We start from the raw sequence: 14032 nt of genomic DNA on the forward strand, positions 1-14032 counted from the left end.
TATTTTGCCTCAATTCTTTACATCGGACTTGAGGCTTGGCTTCGGGGATTCGTTGCAAGGCTTTTGCGGGCTTTGTTCTTCCAAGCGCCGGACATGCTCAAGCGTCGTTTCAATCAGCTTGCGGTTTGCACCAATAAGATCGGCCAGGATCGCCATCAAGCACGTAATGACCCCGAGGACCAGCAGCGCACCGCCGAGAACGAGAGACTGAACATGTCCGGAACCGTCGCCATTCAACCAGAACCATAGGAAACGGATTATCGGCGCCAGTCCAATCACCAACATCAGCGCCCCCAACGCCGCAAATGTCCTTAAGGGATTATAGGTCGCATATGCGCGCAACATTGTGGCCAGAGTGCGTGAAATGAAGCCCGGAATGGACTTGAATAGTCGAGATGGCCGTTCCGTCGGGTGACTTCGGATCGGGACGCTGGTGATTGCCATGCGCTTGCGACCGGCTTGAATCAGCATGTCGGTGGTGTAACTGAAACTTGACGTGATGGTGATGCGCTGCGCAGCCTCCCGGCTCATCGCGCGAAACCCGCTCACGGCATCGTTGATGGCCACGCCGGAGAGCTGCCGAACGACCGCGCTGCCAAGGCGCTGCAGCCATCGTTTGACGGGATGAAAATGCGCGACGCTTGCAACACCCCGGTCGCCCACGACGATATCGGCTTTACCCGTCACGATGGGAGCGACGAGCTCGGCGATATCCTCTCCTTCGTATTGCCCATCGGCGTCTGTGTTCACGATGATATCTGCTCCAATAGCAAGTGCCGCTTCGAGACCGCTTTGAAAGGCCATGGCCAGCCCCCTGTTCCGACGGTGCCGTATCACGTGATTAACACCGTTGGAGCGCGCCACGTCGGTGGTTCCATCGGTGCTTCCGTCGTCAATGACCAATGTCTCGATTACGTCCACGCCGGGAATGTCGTGCGGTAATGCAGCCAAGGTGTCAGGCAATTCAGCCGCTTCGTTATAGCATGGGATCTGGATCACTAGCTTGACCATCTGCTCCTCCATCAGCGGCGTGTTACAATTCTGCTTTGCCTGCGCGATACATGTGCCAACCGACGCTACCATTCTGTCTAAGCCACCAAACCATGTCGCCGCAACGTGCGCGAAGAAGATACTGTGTTGAGGCATCATTTGTCTGGAGTGTTTCGGATGCGGCTTTTTTGCATCACTCGACCCATCCCTTGAGAATGCTTGGTACGGGCCAGAACTGAGCAGATAAGATGCAACCAGATCGCGCGAAAGCTTGAAAAGGCCGGTAGATTTGTTTCGAACTGCCCCCCAGAATTTGAATGTCCTCATTTGGGGTACGTATGATTTAGGCAAACCACGCACGCGCCTGGTTATTCAGTCTATCCGCGAAACCGGCGCGCAGGTGTCAGAAATCCATTCGGCGGTTTGGGAAGGTGCGGAGGACAAATCAGTTTTAAGGAAAGGTGCGGCCCTCAGGCGCGTTGTCAGATGGTTGCTTGCCTACCCTGGTTTGCTCTGGCGGTTTTGCCGCGCACCCCGGCCCGACGTGGTCGTGATTGGTTACCTCGGACATTTGGATGTCCTGTCGTTGCTTCCATTCGCCGCCATTCGGCGGATTCCGATAGTTTGGGATGCCTTTCTGTCGCTCCATGACACAGTGGTGAGAGACCGCAAAATGATTTCGCGGCGGAACCCCGCTGCCCTTTTCTTGTGGGCGTTGGAGTGGCTTGCTTGCCGGGCTGTAAATCGTGTGGTTCTCGATACAGAAGCGCATGCAGAATTGTTTCGATGCTCCTATGGTCTCGAACCCCGAAAGCTTGCTTCCGTTTTCGTCGGAGCTGAAGCTGAAGCGTTTCCAACGGTCTCGCCAAAGCTCCATGCGAAGCATCCGACTGTGCTGTTCTATGGCCAGTTTATTCCACTTCACGGGATTGAAACCATCGTCGAGGCGGCACGTATGGCAGGCGACCAGGAAATAAGCTGGGTAATCATCGGCAGAGGACAGCAAACACAGGCTGTTCAAGACATGACGGTTTCCGGCGTTCCCGCATCAATCGAGTGGGTCGAGTGGGTGCCTTACCCCGAACTCGTGCAGCGAATAGGGCAAGCTGACGTTTGTCTGGGTGTTTTTGGAGAGAGTGAAAAAGCCGGACGTGTGATCCCCAATAAGGTTTTTCAGATTCTTTCAGCCGGGAAACCGTTGGTGACAAGAACCGGGCCGGGCATTCTCGAACTGGTGTCAGAAGATACCCCTGGTGTAGAATTGGTGCCACCTGGCGATCCGGCTGCTCTTCTGGCGGCTGTGAAGAGGTTGCTATCCTCTGCGCCCTATCCGCCCGAACTGCACGCAGATTTGCGCAAACGCTTTTCAATCGACATCTTGGCGGCGGGTTGGGATGCTATTTTAAGAAAGGCCACTTCATCGTGACAAAACGCCTTGCGATCCTTGCACAGTTCGACCCAAGAAATGGTCTGCCCGCACACGTCAGGCTTCATCTGGAAGGGCTAAGGCCAGTGGTTTCCCGTCTTGTCCTGGTCTCCAATTCCCCTCTCGATACGGCCTCGCGCGAGATCGCCGAGCAGCTGTGTGACCGTGTCTTGGTTCGCGAAAACACAGGCTGGGACTTTGCCGCATGGCGCGATGTTCTTTTAACCGAGACACTAGGCGAATTCGATCGGATCATCCTGACAAACTCCAGTGTAGTCGGTCCACTGTATCCGCTTGCACCGATTTTCGAGGCTATGGACGCGCGCGCATCGGACATTTGGGGTATGGTCATGTCGCGCAACAAAGGATTACATCTGCAAAGCTATTTCCTAAGCGCGTCGGCAAAAGTGTTTTTGTCTGAGGCATGGAGAAAGTTCTGGGCATCCGTGAAGGACTTCGGCGACAAGAGACAGGTGATCCGCAGATACGAGGTCGGGTTCAGTCGCGCAATGATCGAAGCAGGTTTCGCACTTTCCGCTATGATCAAGCCTCTCCGGTTCCCCGAAAATCTACGCATTGTGAACATTGAACGACTGAAAGGCAGGTTGAAAGTTCCGTTCAGTGTGAACCACATTAACCGAACCGTAGAGTTTCATGAAGACTTGATCCGTCGCGGTATGCCCTATCTCAAGGCTTCGCTGATTAATGGAAAAGACACATATCGGTTTGTTGGTATGAACCGGATCAAAGCGATCGCTGGAGTCAGTTTTCCATTTGACCGCCTGCCAAGAAGTGCGGCGCCGGGCGTGTATAACAAAAGTGAGAATGGGAAAGTCTAGGACGAGCCGTGCGGCCGTCTATCCGGTTTAGAAACTGTCGGACTGACAGTTTCAAAGACCAACAGGGTGGTGAGCGCACGATGCTGTCTAGTTCTAATCGACCATAACAGCAATCGCCATCCACTCAAGCGGCTTAAGCCGCGGCCGACCTCTGAAAAATCCTGGATGAACCTGCTTTCGTCGGACGGCATTTCATGAGCGAAGCGCTCAAGAACGATGGATGCCTGTCGCGACAACATGCTTGACGCTCGCCGGGTTCGTTTGAGCGCTTGTGCTGGCTCGTTGAGCAATTTTTCCATCATCGTGCGAAACGTTCTTGTTTTCGCGCCGACGGCGTTGCTGGCGTGCTGGCGGTAGAGAACGAGCGCGTCGTCCACTTTTGTTATTGTACCACGCTGGGCCGCTGAATGGGCCGCCCACCAGTCATGCATCGAGAAATCGCGCGGCACCGGGAGCATGCATTGCCGCAGATCCGCATTGCCCAGCATAGCGCATCCAGTAACAAAATTGCGCAGTGCGAGGCTTTTGCGGACATGGTACCCGGAAGGACCCTGGCAGGCGTTGCGGTAGGCAAAATCCTGTTGGTCCCAGAATGAGTTGTGGATGACGCTGAGGTCTTCTTTCACAACTTTCAGATCGCAATGCACTAGGACAGGGACACCCGGGCCGACGCTCTTTTCGGTGCAAATAGCAGCCTTTAAAAGCCGCTCTATCTTCTCGGGTAACCAGATGTCATCTTGGTCGCAGAATGCGAAATATGGGCTCTGCGATGCGGCTAGAATACGTGAGAAATTGCCGCTTGGCCCCAGGCCCGCATCACCATCTTCAATGACATTTACGGTCCGCCCAATTCGTGCCGCCCAATCCTTTACAATGTCGAGTGTCCCATCGCTTGACCCATCATCTCGCACAATCAATTGCCAATCTTCGAATGTCTGCGCTTCCAACGAGTTCAACAACGCCGGCAGGTAGTGGGCGCCGTTGTATGTAGCTAGAAGAACGTCGACTGTTGTCATTGCTCGACGACTCTTTGTTGATTACAGCGCGGCGCGTTTGGCTTCGAGCTGCCGAAAAAAAGCGATGTCAGCAGCGTAGAATTCTTTGATGAATGCGTCAATCTCGGCTGCGTTGGGGTAGTCCGCAAGTGGATTTCCCCCTGGGCGAAGCAATCCTGTGGCGTAGAAAGCGGTTTTGATTGGTTTGTACATCGGTTTCCAAAACCGGCGCGGCAGAACCGTCTCGATAGGTCTTGTGACGATGCGCGTCAGATTCTCGACTTTAGTGGAGGAGATCCTATCCCGCCGGTTTCGGCTTTCCCTAAGCCTAATCGGCTTTCCGATGAGATCGGATATCTCGTTCAACATGCTTCTGATTTCCGCAACCGTGTGTGGTGAATCGACGATCTGTTTTCCACTGAGGAAGATGTAATCGCATTGCCGAGAAAAATGGATCAGATCAGGGTCGCTGATCGGCTCGCTCTGCGGATGCCGGGCTAGAGATGCCATGACTTTGTCTACCTCACGAGCGACATCAACGCGGTCGTGTAGGTCAAGTGGAGTGTTGCTGCGTTGAACGAAACGTTCATGAAGCGATGAGGGAAAACGGAAATGCGGGTCACGTATCAGCGCGAAAGAGCGGTATTTGATGACACGATCAAAATCCTCCGGGAAGTAGTCACGTAGTACCGCGAGTGGAATGTGGGCATAGTCCAATCGCCCGAGTAAGGGGTGGTTCGCTACAGATTTGTCGTAAAACCTCCCGTGGTGCTGGTCATAGAGCGCCAATACGTTCCGAACAGTGGTGCCAGCGCATTTGGGTATGTGTAGGAAGACAACGCGACATGTGTCGTTAACAATCATTTGACATTTAGCTAAGGATATTTCGGTTTTAGCGTCAGTACGCCGGGATGCGTCCTCCAGTCAACAACGCACAATTAATAACAAACAATGCGTTTCGCTTTCGTATGCGGCACTTGTGACTTGATTTCACCAAATTGTTTACGCAATGGAGAGTATGGCCAAGTTAAAGGCACTACGGCAACGGTTTCCCGGAATCGCGTCCATTTTGGGCAATGGCGCTTTCTTGGCTGGCACGCAATGGTCCGAAGCTGTGCTTCGTGGCATCTACGTGCTGGTCATCAGTCGTTGGCTTGGGGCCGAGTACTACGGTGTCTGGAGCTACACGACGACGACCTACGCTTTCGCCTTAGGGTTGGCTCTTTTTGGGCTGGAAAGCATTGTCCCGCTCCGGCTGGGCCGCAACCTAGCGGCCACCACTTTCCTCAGTACAGCTTTTTGGCTGCGGTTTGGGCTACTCGGTCTCGCTGCTGTAGCGCTTACAGCAGGTGCTTTTGTTTTTGAAGGCGATGTGTTTATCCAACTCGCGCTGCTTTTGGTGATACCCGCTCTCATAGGGCGCGGAATAGTATTGTTTGCGCGCTCAGCGCTGCTCGCGCTCAACAAAAGCTACCTTGCGTTCCGATTAGCTGTGTGCTGCCGCATAATGGAGGTGGTAGCGGGGCTGGTCAGCCTCTGGCTCGGGGCAGGTCTCTTTACCCTGCTCATTGTACACTCTGTATCTTGGCTGATGGAGGCCGGGTTCACACTGTTGGCGCTGTCGCGCCAAATAACTTTCCGCTTGCAGTTTGACTTTGGAGAGTTTGGCAACGTCCTACGCGAAGGTGCAGTGCATGCGCTTGTCGCAATAAGCATCGCGGTTCTGACTGCGATGCCATTGATTTACATTCGCCATAAGACCGACGATCTTGCCTTGGTCGGCCAAATGGGCTTGGCAATTCAGGTTGCATCACTTGTAGTGATGGGGGCGGCCGGGGTTCTCGGGGCGGCTCTCCCAGTCGTAGCTCGCGCATCGACGAGGGGCGACGCTCGATTGCGTCACTACCCTGCGTTCGTCGCACTTGGTTCGGCCATCGTTTTTGGTGCGGCAATCATCTTTGCCCAAGTGTTCGGGCATTCTATTGCAATAACGTTGCTCGGGTCGGGGTTCGCGTCCACGGGCACATTGCTCGCGCCGGCCTTGTTGGCGGGTGGGCTGATGGTTCTGCCCGCCGGAGCCTGGCAATTGCACATCGCGCAGGATCGGAGTTGGTGTGGCGCGCTTGCTGGCTGGGCAGGCGTGCTAACTTTGTTCGTCGCCCTGCCGCCTTTAGCCCGATCCTCTGGAGCGTCCGGTGCCCTCGTGGCGGCTTCGCTCGCTTTGGGCGTAAGGGCAATCGTTCTCTTCACTTTGGGCGTTGGCAAAAGAAGTTGAACGGGTTCGTAGGAGTTGGAGACGGCCGCTCCGTGCGTTGCAATCGGCTGGTATGAGGCTGTTTTGTTGAAGTGTTGTGCTTCACAATTGAATCACCCCGATCAAGTGATTAGGGTCGGTCGGAGGTGTAAACACACAGCGTCTCAAGCCAGTTTGCTACGACGGCTGCACAACAGTTTCCTGCATTCAGTTTGTCGCTGGCTCTCTCATGGCACAGCAGCTTGTCGAGTGATTTGAGATCCTAGCGGCGTATCTTCATGATGCGTATACCTTCGGTGGTTTCGACCGGAATCTCCAGTAGCCAGTCGAGTTGTTCGCCATTTGCCAACCTAGTTCCGATGCTATCTTCACCGCCATACTGTTGACCTCGGCAAACGATTACGTAGTCCGCATTTACGTTGGTAACGGCATCTTTCAAAACCTTATCGTCGCTGTACAAAAACGGCTTAACGCCCATTTCAAGCGCGAGAGGGCTTCGATGGTATGAAGCGCCTGTCACAGAGTGGTGGGTATAGAACAGAATTGCTGGCGCGGTTTCAATTGGGTTGAACAGCACTGCAGGTGACATCGCATTGAGCGGCTCTAGGTCTGCTTTGGTGGCGCAACGCCGGGTGTTTCCGGATGCCTCACTTACCGCATTTTGATGCGGCTCAAGGTTCCAAGGCTGCAGGATCAATAAACCAACTGAATATGGAAAGATCGCAACGAATACCAGAACCAAACGAAGTAACCACAACAAGTTCAGTTTGGAGCTGCGAATGAAGTCAGCAAACCCAACCCCAAGCGCGGCTGGTAATATCGCCCAGCCCCAGATCATCATCCGGGCCTGCAAAAATCCAACCGCAAGGCCAAAACCCAAAAGTATCAGAAGAAATGCTCTTGCATCGCGTTGCTGCCCGCGCCCTAGTGTTGGGGCTAAAAGCAAAATCGCACTGAAAAAGGGCACTGTCATCATGGTGCCTTGAACCAATTGGTTGTCGAAGAAAAACGACAATGGTTGGTTTTCTAAGACTTCTCCAATGACGATTGCCTGGATTTCCTCGGATACCATGTCGTACGGGCCACCACTGCAGACTTGCAATACCGGTGCAAGCGACAAGGCGAGAACTACTGTCAGAATCGACGCCAACGCCAACCGTCGAGCTGGTGCAGCATCGCGAGCGAAGATCGCCAACAAGATACAGTGCAAACTGATCGCCGTCGTAACGATCAGCGCCGGTGGTCCAAGAACGTCGCATTTCATCGTAAACCATTCGGCAAACGGCGTCTGCGCTACAAACAGAAGCGGGGCAGTTACTAAAAGTCCCAGCCCAAAGCAGATCAATCGGTCCGTCTCCCACCCGTTAACCGCGACATAGCGAATGACAAGGAACGCGATGGCCATTGCAAAGAAGCCGACGGCCTCGAGTCCAATTGCAAGTGACAGGGCCATCGCCACACCAGCTCCAAGACCGGATTTCCGCTTGTTCCCTGGATGAAGAATCGCCCAACTGAACGCCGCCATTAGCACCAGCTGAAGGTTGTGATGGTCGATGTATCCGGGCTCAAAATAGAACCCACGCGGCAATTGCGAGAGTGCTGCGATCAGCATGGTCAGTGTCGCGGCCTTAGTCCCGAACCTGCTGTTGATGGCGAGGGCGAGGACCAGGCAAAAAAAGCAAAGCAAAAACACGGGCCAAACTGCCATTACCACGAATTCGGCTGTTTCTGCGTCCAGAAACCAAGACAAAACTATGATGAGACCGGCAAGGACAGCATCCAGAAGTCTCGACCAATGAAGGTCCAGACCTTCCGGCGGCAGGACGCGGCGCTGAACCGTGTCGAACCAACTCTGTCCGGCCATCAAGTCGCGTACGGAAACCATACGTAGAAGAGAATCGTAATCCTGCGACAGACCGGAAGAGCGCAGCTGCGTTATGACAATTGCAATTAAAGCGCAAAGCGCAACAGTCGAAATCAAAACAGGTCGACCAAGTATCCCGATATCCTCGGAATACGAATGGTGCGTCGCATGTTTTTCATGGGCTTCAAGTGACACGGGAACGTCTCGAATCTCGCCAATACGATAATGTCGGACGAATTCGAATGCGTCTCCGTCTGGACGCTGCGCCCACCAACATTCTGCGCAGAGAAAAATCCTTTCGGCAAGAATTGAGATTTGATCTGTGCCCGGGCTTTCGAAGGTTCAAACTCGCTGCGGGAACTGGTGCATGGAAACGGTCCATGGAGCAAAACACTATACATCTTTGACACGCGGGCAGTTCTGAAGGCATGTGAAATCCTGGCCAACGACGATGGCCCGTCGATGGTGTTCTAGATGAAGGGGCCAATGTTCCGCTGCCGTAGAGATGCGTAATGTTGCCAGCCCCGGATGAAGCCCATCGACATAGGCCGCTAGGTCGTCGAGGCGCTCCAATTCGGAAGGAAATGGCAGTAATCGAGATTTTCCTTTCCGGATTCCGGCTAATCTAAGCTAAGGTACTAGTTGGGATTGCTGCAAAACTAGGGGGAGATAGGCTTATGCAGATAGGAACCGAAGCTGTTTTTCGAAACAAGCTTGTTCGAATGGTGTCGGTAACGATGCTTGGATTTATTGTTGCAGCCGGGTCGGCGAGCCAAGGTTTGAGTCAAAGCTCGAGCGTTTCGGTGAGCATGTACGACTTGAGTGATAAAGAAAAAGAACACCTGGTGCTGCAGCCCAGCACCATTTGGACGATCAAGGTTGACAAGGCCTATGAATCCATCGTGATCGGGGACCTGGGGGTGCTGGACGCATTTCCGTTGACGGACACGTCCCTCTATATTCAAACGAAGAAAACTGGGATTACAAATCTCGTCCTTTTTGATGACGACAAAGCGTTTCTTGGCGAGGTCGTTGTCCAAGTTGCGATTGATAACCCAGAACCCAAGCTACAAGCGCTGATAAATGACGCTGTGCCTGACGCGAACGTTGCTGTCAGTATGATCAACAATCGGGTCTATCTAAAGGGATTTATCAAGAAACGAGAAGACATTGACGTAATAATCAAAATTGCCGAGAGCTTTCGGGCGAGCAAAGAGCCAGTTATCTACTCGTTTGAGTATCCTACGGTCAGTGAGCCTACCAGAATCGGAGTGTTGAACCGAGGTCAACGAACTGTTTTCCTGACACCAGCCTCAGCGAACGGTCGAACAACAACGACAGTTACCAGTTATGGGACTACCGCAATCCAATCTGAGGAAACAGACGTAGCGGAAAACAGCCAACCAGTGGTGATTAACATTAACAGTGGCGAAGAGGCTAAAGAGTAAAGGTTCTGGTGAGAACAACTGCATGCGACTTTGTGACAGGGAACCTGAAAATGATCGAGCCTGGGTTTTTGGGCTGATCGATTGACCAAGTAGCCTGTGTCCCAAACGCTCCAAACGGGAACTTTTTCCGCTCAGTTTTTTTCGCTCAGTTAATGTGTGCTTCGTTTCAAATGCCGCAAAAGCCAGCAATGGTTGAACTAAGACGGTTTCACTGCCGCTCCAACAGACATTTTGACATGCCAAAACCAGACAATAGGACGCCCTTGGTATGTCAAGAGCACGATGGATGGCTGATCCGACTAGAGCCCTCGCGTGGTTCAAAACGTGGTACGTATATATGGTTGGTATTTTTTATGCTTTAAAAAACAGTATCGTAGGTTGATAGTGGGGCGGATCCTCGGTCCGCCACTTCCATTGAAATCATTGTGGTTTTCCGCCCCCAATGTTTGGGTGGGGACAAAAGCGGGGACAAGCACTAATTGGCCCCCTGTGGTTTTCTTAGAATGCGATTGAGATTGGTCTTCTCTAGCCCCTGTTCGGCAAGTGATCCTCCCCCACTGAAGTGGTCCGCCCCTATAGTTAGGAATCGGAGGATCAAATATGGGAATCAAACGACACAAGCCGGAAGAGATTCTCACTAAGTTACGGCAGGTTAAGGTGCTGTGCGGCTACAGCTCATCTGTGCGCGCAACTCGTGCGCGCCACGTGACAACAAGTCGAAACCAATCGGGCTATGAAAATCCTCAGGCGGTTCCGCGAACCGGTCGGTCGTTCTTAATGTTGAACACCATCCCGTCTAGCAACTCGTCGAGATCGGGGCGGGCGGCGGGTCCGTTGGAGATGTCCACAAGCATGAGTGTCCCATCGGGGCGAATGCCAAACGCACCGGGTTCGGCGAAACGGTGGGTTGTTTCGGTCTCGGATAGCGGATCGGAGACGTAGAGGCCCAATGCGCGCATTTGCGGCTCACTCAGGCCGTGGCACAAATCAAAGGTCCAGCCGAACTCTTCTTTGTCTGCCAGAGCTTTCTCTTGCGAGTCCGCGGAGACGACGACAACATCCATATGCTCGCTCCAGGCCGACAATGCCTTGTCCAGCTTGTTCAGAAAGCGTTTGCAGCGCGGGCAGTGGCGGCCACGATAGACAAACAGCATGCTCCAGCGCTCTTTGGCCTGGCCAACCTCTATCGATCCTTCGGCATCGGCACGGAGGAAGCTGAGCGGGCCGATCTGTGCGTCGACGTTTGGTTTGGGGTGGGTCATCTGGGGATCCTTTAATTCAGTCTTGTTGCCACTATGGCCCGATCAGACCGGGAAGGGTCAAGGAAATCGCCGGAACAAAGGTGATCAGCATCAACGCCACGAAGATCGCCAGATAGAACGGCCAGATCGTTCGTATCGCTTTTTCCATGGGTAGTTTTCCGACCGCGCACCCGACAAACAAACAGGTTCCAACCGGAGGCGTACAAAGGCCGAGGCCAAGGTTCACCAACAGGATCATGCCAAACTGCAACGGATCGATGCCAAGGGTGTTCATCACCGGCAGGAAGATCGGCGTACAGATCAGAATCAACGCCGCCATGTCCATGATCATGCCCAAGAGCAGTAAAACCGCGTTGATCATCAGCAGGACCAAAATGGGGTTTTCGGTGATGCCCAGCAGGAAACCGACCGTTTTGCTGGGCACGCGATAGAAGGTCAGCATATAGGCAAAGGCTCCCGCGCAGGCGATCAGGATCATCACCATAGACGTGGTGCGCACCGAAGAAACGACAGCGGTCTTGAAGCTTTCCCATGACAGGCTGCGATAGACCAGAAGGGTTACGACAAAGGCGTACATCGCCCCGAAGGCGCCGGATTCAGTGACAGTGAAGACGCCCGACAGGACACCACCGACGATGATCACGGCGGTCAGAAGGCCGGGGATCGCACCGGCAAAGGCGAAGGCCAGCGCGGTCCAGCCGGGGAACTGTTCGGCGCTATAGCCACGTTTCACGGCGACGATATAGGCCATGACAGCCAGGCAGACGCACATCAACACGCCTGGCACTACGCCAGCCAGGAACAGTTTCGAGATTGAGACCGCACCGCCAGTGGCCAGCGCAAAGATGATCATGTTGTGGCTGGGGGGGATGATGATCCCGGCGATGGACGAGGTCACGGTCACATTGACTGCATAATCGGCGTCGTATCCCTTGTCCTTCATAACCGGGACGAGGATCGAGCCAAGCGCCGAGATGTCGGCAATGGCCGAGCCGGAGATGCCGCCAAACAACATCGAAGAAAAGACGTTGACGATGCCAAGACCGCCGCGTACCGCGCCAACCGCAGCCTGAGCGAAGCGAACCAGTCGCATGGCGATGCCGCCATGAAACATCAGCTCTCCGGCAAAGATGAAAAACGGGATCGCCATCAGCGAAAAGACATTGATCCCCGCAACGATGCGCTGAAAGCCGACGAACAGCGGCAATCCTTCGAACCAGAAGGCCGACAACGCGGCGATGCCCAGAGCAAAGGCAACGGGCGTCCCGATGATGACGCAAAAGGCAAAAACGCCAAGAAGCAGCCCAAGTCCCATGTGCGCCCCTTACTCTATGCTGTCTTTGCGATCATCCCACCCGAGAAACAGGCGGATCAGATGGCCCGTGGAAAACAGGCAGACCAGCGCGCCGCAAACAGTCAACGGCAGCGAGCGCAGGCCTTCCGACCACTGGATCAGGGGGATGAGCGTGTTCCATTTGAAAGCTGTCAGCTCGGTGCCATACCAGAACATCATGCCGCCAAAACCAGCCATGAGCACATCGGTGACGATGACAAAGCCGGTTCGCAGCCACGAAGGTACGATACTTCGAAACAAGACCACCGAAAGATGGGTATTCTGGTTGACCCCCACGGCCGCGCCTAAGAAAGCGATGACCATGACCAAAAGAAGCGAAACCTGCTCGACCCATGTCGGGGTGTCGTTCAGCACGTAGCGACCGAAAACCAGCCAGGCAAAGATCGCCGTCATGATGACCAGCGCGGCTCCCGCCAGGATCGTACAGATCCGCGACAACAGATCAAACGCCCGGTCCATGCGCCGCACCAAGACGGGTGGTTCAGATGTCTTTCCCATTGAGTGCCCCTCCCTTGGAAATCGCCCGGCGTCGCACATGCCGTCGGGCGATCTTGTTCATTTGTGTCGGCTCACTCGGTTGATTGAGCGAGTTCCACCAGGGCTTTCATGTCCGGATTGGCGGCCAGGTATTCGTCGTAGACAGACGCCATCGCACTTTGGAACGGACCCTTGTCGGCGATTTCATTGACCATGATACCGGCGGCTTCGACATCCTCGCGGGCTTGACCGGATTGCACGGCCCAAAGCTCACGCTGGTAAAGCGCCGCTTCTTCTGCTGCACCGCGCACGGCGGCTTGCAGCTCGGGCGACAGGGCGTTGAACTTGGCGGTGTTCACGCAGATGCATTCTGGGATGATCAGGTGCTCGCTGAGCGAATAATGCGTGGTCACTTCGTAGTGGCCGACATTCTTGAACGATGGGAAGTTGTTTTCCGCACCGTCCACAACCCCGGTTTTCAGCGCCTGCTGAACTTCCGAGAAGGCCATCGGCGACGGGTTGCCCCCCATGGCCGAGATCATCGCCGTGTACAAGTCGTTGTTCATGACCCGAATTTTCAAGCCTTCGACATCAGCGGGGGTGTTGATGGCTTTTTGCGCATAAAACGACCGTGCACCCGCATCGACCCAGGCCAGAGGCAGAACCCCAGCTTCGCCCATCGCATTGGCCACAATCGTGCCCGCCTCGCCTTCGAGAACGCGGAACATGTGCGGCACGCTTTTAAAGATGAAGGGCAGCGACACAAGGTTGGCTTCTTTCACCATCGGACCGATCGGGCCGAGGTTGAAGTTGCCGACCTCGATAGCGCCGATACGCACCTGTTCAAGCGCATCCGGTTGCGAGCCAAGCACGCCACCATGGAACACATCCACCGTGATTTCGCCGTTCGTGGCCGTGTTGACCAGTTCGGCAAAGCGATCCATGGCCGCCGTATTGGGGTGGCCATCGTGGTGAATGTTCCACGCCCGCCAATTGTCCGCAGCGGCAGCACCGCCCATGACGGACAGTGCCGCGACGGCGCCGAGCAGTGATTTCGTGAGTTTCTGGTACATGTGATCCTCCCTAGAAGTTGTGACCAGTTGGTTTGAGTTCCGTGACGGAG

At 54.4% G+C, this 14032-nt stretch carries 12 protein-coding genes; 4 read left to right on the forward strand and 8 right to left on the reverse strand.

The annotated features are described in order from the left end of the window. Positions 1 to 9 precede the first annotated feature (9 nt). Positions 10 to 1023 (reverse strand): glycosyltransferase family 2 protein, encoded by a 1014-nt coding sequence (locus RXV86_RS12905; RefSeq protein ID WP_316300454.1) that lies wholly within the window; start codon positions 1021 to 1023, stop codon positions 10 to 12. Positions 1024 to 1261: 238 nt separating this feature from the next. Here RXV86_RS12905 and RXV86_RS12910 point away from each other — a divergent pair, with 238 nt between their 5' ends. Both RXV86_RS12910 and RXV86_RS12915 read left to right on the forward strand, forming a co-directional pair. Beyond that, positions 1262 to 2416 carry a glycosyltransferase gene (locus tag RXV86_RS12910; protein ID WP_316300456.1) on the forward strand — a complete coding sequence of 385 codons (1155 nt, stop codon included), beginning with the start codon at positions 1262 to 1264 and terminating at the stop codon, positions 2414 to 2416. After that, positions 2413 to 3255: a rhamnan synthesis F family protein gene (locus RXV86_RS12915; RefSeq protein ID WP_316300458.1), complete on the forward strand. Its 843-nt coding sequence runs from the start codon at positions 2413 to 2415 to the stop codon at positions 3253 to 3255. The genes RXV86_RS12910 and RXV86_RS12915 overlap by 4 nt, the downstream gene beginning before the upstream one ends. Here RXV86_RS12915 and RXV86_RS12920 read toward each other — a convergent pair. Further along, on the reverse strand, positions 3252 to 4271 hold the full coding sequence (locus RXV86_RS12920) for a glycosyltransferase family 2 protein (protein ID WP_316300460.1): 1020 nt from the start codon (positions 4269 to 4271) through the stop codon (positions 3252 to 3254). The genes RXV86_RS12915 and RXV86_RS12920 overlap by 4 nt on opposite strands. 21 nt (positions 4272 to 4292) lie before the next feature. Continuing rightward, positions 4293 to 5114: a sulfotransferase family 2 domain-containing protein gene (locus tag RXV86_RS12925; RefSeq protein WP_316300462.1), complete on the reverse strand. Its 822-nt coding sequence runs from the start codon at positions 5112 to 5114 to the stop codon at positions 4293 to 4295. A 154-nt stretch (positions 5115 to 5268) separates the two neighbouring features. On the opposite strand from RXV86_RS12925, the gene RXV86_RS12930 reads away from it, so the two are divergent. After that, positions 5269 to 6525 (forward strand): hypothetical protein, encoded by a 1257-nt coding sequence (locus RXV86_RS12930; protein ID WP_316300464.1) that lies wholly within the window; start codon positions 5269 to 5271, stop codon positions 6523 to 6525. A 241-nt stretch (positions 6526 to 6766) separates the two neighbouring features. Here the strand turns inward: RXV86_RS12930 and RXV86_RS12935 are convergent, their stop codons facing one another. Beyond that, entirely contained in the window at positions 6767 to 8563 is a 1797-nt protein-coding gene (locus RXV86_RS12935) for a hypothetical protein (RefSeq protein WP_316300466.1), read from the reverse strand. A gap of 482 nt (positions 8564 to 9045) precedes the next feature. Between RXV86_RS12935 and RXV86_RS12940 the strand changes: the two genes are divergently transcribed. Next, the gene (locus RXV86_RS12940) at positions 9046 to 9816 is read left to right on the forward strand and encodes a pilus assembly protein N-terminal domain-containing protein (RefSeq protein ID WP_316300468.1); all 771 of its coding nucleotides are present in this window, start codon (positions 9046 to 9048) and stop codon (positions 9814 to 9816) included. Positions 9817 to 10559: 743 nt separating this feature from the next. Here RXV86_RS12940 and RXV86_RS12945 read toward each other — a convergent pair. The 4 genes from RXV86_RS12945 to RXV86_RS12960 all read right to left on the reverse strand — a co-directional run bounded on the left by RXV86_RS12945 (position 10560) and on the right by RXV86_RS12960 (position 13982). Continuing rightward, positions 10560 to 11078, reverse strand: coding sequence for a redoxin domain-containing protein (locus RXV86_RS12945; RefSeq protein WP_316300470.1), 519 nt, complete (start codon positions 11076 to 11078; stop codon positions 10560 to 10562). Between the two features lie 31 nt (positions 11079 to 11109). Next, complete coding sequence (locus tag RXV86_RS12950; RefSeq protein ID WP_316300473.1) at positions 11110 to 12393, reverse strand: TRAP transporter large permease; 1284 nt, start codon at positions 12391 to 12393, stop codon at positions 11110 to 11112. A gap of 9 nt (positions 12394 to 12402) precedes the next feature. Then, positions 12403 to 12930 (reverse strand): TRAP transporter small permease, encoded by a 528-nt coding sequence (locus tag RXV86_RS12955; RefSeq protein ID WP_316300475.1) that lies wholly within the window; start codon positions 12928 to 12930, stop codon positions 12403 to 12405. 71 nt (positions 12931 to 13001) lie between these two features. Then, the gene (locus tag RXV86_RS12960) at positions 13002 to 13982 is read right to left on the reverse strand and encodes a TRAP transporter substrate-binding protein (RefSeq protein ID WP_316300477.1); all 981 of its coding nucleotides are present in this window, start codon (positions 13980 to 13982) and stop codon (positions 13002 to 13004) included. Between the last annotated feature and the right edge of the window lie 50 nt (positions 13983 to 14032).

The sequence above is a fragment of the Aliisedimentitalea sp. MJ-SS2 genome, assembly GCF_032586155.1.
Lineage (GTDB): Bacteria > Pseudomonadota > Alphaproteobacteria > Rhodobacterales > Rhodobacteraceae > JAWHTC01.

Coding starts and splice junctions, on each gene's coding strand:
- RXV86_RS12905 (WP_316300454.1), bottom strand. CDS start 1,023: ATGGAGGAGCAGATGGTCAAGCTAGTGATCCAGATCCCATGCTATAAC.
- RXV86_RS12920 (WP_316300460.1), bottom strand. CDS start 4,271: ATGACAACAGTCGACGTTCTTCTAGCTACATACAACGGCGCCCACTAC.
- RXV86_RS12925 (WP_316300462.1), bottom strand. CDS start 5,114: ATGATTGTTAACGACACATGTCGCGTTGTCTTCCTACACATACCCAAA.
- RXV86_RS12930 (WP_316300464.1), top strand. CDS start 5,269: ATGGCCAAGTTAAAGGCACTACGGCAACGGTTTCCCGGAATCGCGTCC.
- RXV86_RS12940 (WP_316300468.1), top strand. CDS start 9,046: ATGCAGATAGGAACCGAAGCTGTTTTTCGAAACAAGCTTGTTCGAATG.
- RXV86_RS12945 (WP_316300470.1), bottom strand. CDS start 11,078: ATGACCCACCCCAAACCAAACGTCGACGCACAGATCGGCCCGCTCAGC.
- RXV86_RS12950 (WP_316300473.1), bottom strand. CDS start 12,393: ATGGGACTTGGGCTGCTTCTTGGCGTTTTTGCCTTTTGCGTCATCATC.
- RXV86_RS12955 (WP_316300475.1), bottom strand. CDS start 12,930: ATGGGAAAGACATCTGAACCACCCGTCTTGGTGCGGCGCATGGACCGG.
- RXV86_RS12960 (WP_316300477.1), bottom strand. CDS start 13,982: ATGTACCAGAAACTCACGAAATCACTGCTCGGCGCCGTCGCGGCACTG.